The organism is Devosia sp. (assembly GCF_028290435.1).
Lineage (GTDB): Bacteria > Pseudomonadota > Alphaproteobacteria > Rhizobiales > Devosiaceae > Devosia.
This window is the reverse complement of sequence record NZ_JAQGJV010000060.1, coordinates 1-5,001: the sequence shown is the minus strand read 5'-3', so window position 1 is coordinate 5,001 and position 5,001 is coordinate 1. Positions and strand designations below refer to the sequence as shown.

Sequence of the window (5,001 nt, the reverse complement as noted above, 5' to 3'; positions counted from 1 at the left end):
TTAAAGGAAGCTGCGGCCGTGGCGGCCGGGCGCCAGGCCCAGCCAGTGCGCAATGCTTTCGCCAATATCGGCGAACGTAGAGCGAATGCCAATCTCGCCCCGCGCAAGGGCTGGGGAAAACATCAGGATGGGGATCTGTTCGCGGGTGTGATCGGTCCCTTTCCAGGTCGGATCGTTGCCGTGGTCCGCCGTCAGAATCAAAAGATCGTCGTACCTGAGCTTGGCGATCAGTTCGGGCAGGCGCCCATCGAACAGTTCGAGCGCCGCCGCATAGCCAGGCACGTCGCGGCGATGGCCATATTCGCTGTCGAAATCGACGAAATTGGTCATGACGAACGCGCCGTCAGCCGCCATTTCCAGCGCCTCCAGCGTCTTGTCGAACAACTGCAGCAGCCCGGTGCCCTTGAGTTTGTGGGTCACGCCATGGCCGGCATAAATGTCGGAAATCTTGCCGATGGCGAACACCTGCCGTCCGGCCGCCTTGTTGCGGTCGAGCAAAGTCGGCTCAGGCGGCGAAATGGCAAAATCGCGCCTGTTGCCGGTGCGTTTGAAACTGGTTGCATCCTCACCGATAAACGGCCGCGCGATGACCCGGCCGATCATCAGCGGCGCGGTCAATTCGAACGCGATCTGGCAAATTTCATACAACCGTTCGAGCCCGAAATGGGTCTCATGCGCGGCGATCTGGAACACGCTGTCGATCGACGTATAAACGATCGGCTTGCCGGTGCGGATGCTCTTCTCGCCCAGCTCGGCGATGATATCGGTGCCCGAGGCGTGTTTGTCGCCCAGAATGCCCGGCAGTTTTGCGCGCGCGATAAATTCCGCAATCACCTCGGTCGGAAAGGTCGGCTCAGTTTGCGGGAAATAGCCCCAGTCGAACGGCACCGGCACCCCGGCAATCTCCCAGTGCCCGGACGGCGTATCCTTGCCGCGCGACACTTCGCGACCAACCCCGAAGCGTCCACCTTTTGGCGTGGCCGACAGGTTCGGCGGTAGCGAACCGGTCGATAGCTTGATCGCCGCACCCAAGCCCATTGCATCCATATTGGGCACATTGAGCGGCCCGCTGCGCAAGCCCTGCCGGTCGGCTTTGCCGGCAGCGGCATATTCGGCGATATGGCCCACCGTATTGGAGCCGACATCACCATAGGCGTCCGCGTCCGGCGCGCCGCCAATGCCGACGCTATCGAGGATGAGGAGGATCGCGCGGGGCATAAAAATATCCTCAGCTCGTCGGGGCGATACGGTCGGCAATCAGCGGATTGGCGGGAGCGTGTTCGCCCAACCGATAGGCGGATTTGAGGCGGCTTTCCGCATCGGCGGCCGACGCCTCGTCGCGGGCATGAATGCGCGCGATGGGCATAGAGGAATCGACAAGCGCGCCAAGGCCCAGCAGGCGATCAAACCCCACCCGGTGATCGATCGCATCGGTCGGCGTCGCGCGCCCGCCTCCTAGCGCAACCACCGCCATGCCGACACCACGCGTATCGATCTCGGCAATCACCCCCTGCTCGCTCGCAAACACATCGCGGACAATCGGCGCGGGCGCCAGATGGGCATCCATGTTCTCGACGAAATCGGCCGGCCCACCTAGCGCTATCACCATGCGGGCAAAGCGCTCGGTGGCCCGCCCGCTGTTGAGCGCGTCCTCCACCATGCCGCGACCCTGCTCCGGCGTCTTGGCCACGCCGGTCATTTCCGCCACCACCGCACACAGAGCCAGCGTCACCTCTTTGAGCCGCGCATCCTGATGCCGCCCGGTCAGGAAATCGACGGCATTGCGAACTTCCAGTCCATTGCCGGCTGCAGTCGCCAGCGGCTCGTTCATGTCGGTGATCAGAGCCCCGGTCTTGAGGCCGGCGCCATTGGCGACCTCGACCAGGCTGGCCGCCAGATCGCGCGACTTCTCCAGCGTCGGCATGAAGGCGCCCGAGCCCGTCTTGACGTCGAGCACCAGCGCGCCGAGGCCCGCCGCCAGCTTCTTGCTGAGGATCGAGGCGGTGATCAACGCGATGGATTCCACCGTGCCGGTCACGTCGCGGATGGAATAAAGCGTCTTGTCGGCCGGGGCGAGGTCGGCAGTCTGCCCGATAATGGCGCAGCCGGCAGATTTCACCACGCTGCGAAACAGCGCGTTATCGGGGCTGGTCGTATAGCCCGGAATGGCATCGAACTTGTCGAGCGTCCCACCGGTATGACCCAGCCCGCGCCCCGAAATCATCGGCACGTAGATGCCGATCGCCGCCAGGATCGGCGCCAGCATCAGGCTGACATTATCCCCCACCCCTCCGGTGGAATGCTTATCGGCAACGGGGCCATCCAGATCGGACCAATCGAGTACGGTCCCCGAATCCCGCATGGCCAGCGTCAGCGCTACGCGTTCGGGCATGCTCATATCTTGAAAATAGACCGCCATAGCAAAGGCTGCCGCCTGGGCGTGGGAGACACTACCGGAGGCGAAACCCGTGATGAACTGGGCGATTTCCTCGGATGCCAGCGGTTCGCCGTTGCGCTTCTTGAGGATGACTTCTTGGGGGAGGAAGACCATTTTTGGCTTTCTTTCAGGGGACACCCCACCTGACCCTTCCCCTGGCAGGGGAAGAAACAGATCGAGTATTGAGCACAATATCGCCTAACCCACCGCGCGGATTCCTCCCTCTACCAGGGGGAGGTTAGGTGGGGGTACTCGCCTCATGCCCCGTAGGGGATCCAGACGTTCTTGACCTGCGTGGCTTTGCTCAAGAAGTAATCCCCCTCGAACAGGCGGTCGGCGAGGTCATAGTACAGCCCCCTGCTGGTCCAGGTCTGCTTGAGATTTGTGATGGAGGCCTTTTCCACCATGGTGGAGGCATCGAGGGACCCAGCAAACCACAGCCCATCGACACCGTCGTGTTCGGCCAACGTCTTGGCCAAAGCCACGCTGTCGCCGGTGACAATGTTGATGACGCCGGAGGGCACGTCCGACGTTTCGATGACCTGATAGAGGTCGGTGATCGACAACGGCCACTGGCTCGAGGGCACCAGCACCACGGGATTACCCATGGCCAAAGCCGGGGCGATCAGGGCGATGGAGCCAAGCAGCGGGCGGCTCGGTGGCGCCACAATGCCAATCACCCCCAGCGCTTCGACCATGGCCACGGCCACGGTGCGCTGCGGCGGATTGTGCACCGCCCCATCATATTTATCGGCCCAACCGGCAAAGGCGAACAGCCGCTCAACGGATAGTGCGACCTCGGTCGCCCCATCCTCGCCAGTCTGCGCCTTGATGCGCGCAGCAAACTCGTCACGGCGATAATCGAGATTTTCCGCCAGGAAATAGAGGATTTGCGCCCGCGAATGCGCCGCGGTCGTCGCCCAGCCGAGCGCACCACGCGCCGCCTCGACAGCGTTGCGGATATCCTTGCGATTGCCGTCGCCGACTTCGCCGATCAGCGTGCCATCGGCCCCATGCACCGGGCGGTTGTATCCGCTATCCGGCCGCGCCTGCTTGCCGCCCATATACATTTTGGCGGTCTGGTCGAGATGGCCGCCATCGAGGGGATTGGCGGCCTTTGCCGGAGCCGCCGCGGCGACGGGCGCAGGCTTCAGCGCCTTCTCCCATTTCGGCTTGAGGTAAGCACTCATGCCCTCGCGGCCACCTTCGCGGCCAAAACCGCTTTCCTTGTAGCCCCCGAAGCCAACGGCGGCGTCAAAGTTGTTGGTGCCGTTGATCCACACCACGCCCGCCTTGATCTTGGGAGCGATATCGAGCGCCAGATTGATGTTCTCGCTCCAGATCGTCGCGGCGAGGCCGTATTTGGTATTGTTGGCGAGCTGTACCGCCTCCTCGGGCGTGCGGAAGCTCATGGCCACCAGCACCGGCCCGAAGATTTCCTCGGCGACCAGGGTATTGGCCGGCGACACATTGGTCACCAGCGCTGGCTTGAGAAAACACCCCGCGCCCGGCAGCGTCATCCCATCGGGCTCATAGATCACCGCGCCTTCAGCAGCGCCGCGCTTCATCAGCTCGCGAATGCGCTCGACCTGTACCGGCGCCACCAGCGCGCCGATATCCACCGACTTGTCCAGCGGATCGCCGACGCGCAGCGTGCTCATGCGCAGCTTGAGCTTGGTGATGAAGCGCTCCTCGATGCTCTCTTGCACCAGCAGCCGCGAGCCGGCGCAACACACCTGCCCCTGGTTGAACCAGATGGCGTCAACCAGGCCCTCGATGGCGCTGTCGATATCGGCGTCCTCGAAGACGATGTAGGGCGACTTGCCGCCCAACTCGAGGCTCAGCCCCTTGCCGGTGCCTGCCGTCGCCGCACGGATGGCCTTGCCCACTTCGGTCGAGCCGGTAAAGGCGATCTTGTCGATACCGGCGTGGGCCACGATGGCGGCGCCGGTGTCACCTTCGCCGGTCACAATGTTGACCACGCCCTTGGGCAGGCCGACGCGTTCGCAGATCTCGGCGAACAGCAGCGCCGTCAGCGAGGTGAACTCGGCCGGCTTGAGAATAACGGTGTTACCGGCGGCGAGTGCCGGAGCAATCTTCCACGCCAGCATCAACAGCGGAAAATTCCACGGAATGATCTGCCCGCACACGCCATACGGCACCGCATTGGGGAACTCGCGGCTCAGATGCTGAGCCCAGCCGGCATGGTGATAGAAGTGGCGCGCCACCAGCGGGATATCGATATCGCGAGACTCCCGGATCGGCTTGCCATTGTCCATGGTTTCCAGCACCGCGAACAGGCGCGCATGTTTCTGGATGGCGCGGGCGATGGCATAAAGATATTTGCCGCGCTCGTACCCCGACAGTCCCGACCATGCCGGGAACGCCGCGCGGGCGGCCTTCACCGCCGCGTCCACATCCTCCGCCGTGCCATCGGTGATCTGCGCCAGCGGCTTGCCGGTCGCCGGATTATCCGAGGCAAAAGTCTTGCCCGGCTTGGTCCATTTTCCATCGATGAAATGGCCGAACTTGCGGCCATGGCTATCCAGCCAGGCATTAGCCTG

3 protein-coding genes are annotated in these 5,001 nt (G+C 63.3%); all 3 read right to left on the bottom strand.

Annotated elements, in window-relative coordinates:
• Entirely contained in the window at positions 1 to 1,218 is a 1,218-nt protein-coding gene (locus JWP26_RS13405) for a phosphopentomutase (protein WP_299728420.1), read from the bottom strand.
• A gap of 10 nt (positions 1,219 to 1,228) precedes the next feature.
• On the bottom strand, positions 1,229 to 2,551 hold the full coding sequence (gene deoA, locus JWP26_RS13400) for a thymidine phosphorylase (protein ID WP_299728417.1): 1,323 nt from the start codon (positions 2,549 to 2,551) through the stop codon (positions 1,229 to 1,231).
• Between the two features lie 143 nt (positions 2,552 to 2,694).
• On the bottom strand, positions 2,695 to 5,001 hold a 2,307-nt coding region (locus tag JWP26_RS13395; RefSeq protein ID WP_299728414.1), incomplete at its 5' end, for an aldehyde dehydrogenase family protein.

Coding starts and splice junctions, on each gene's coding strand:
- JWP26_RS13405 (WP_299728420.1), bottom strand. CDS start 1,218: ATGCCCCGCGCGATCCTCCTCATCCTCGATAGCGTCGGCATTGGCGGC.
- deoA (WP_299728417.1), bottom strand. CDS start 2,551: ATGGTCTTCCTCCCCCAAGAAGTCATCCTCAAGAAGCGCAACGGCGAA.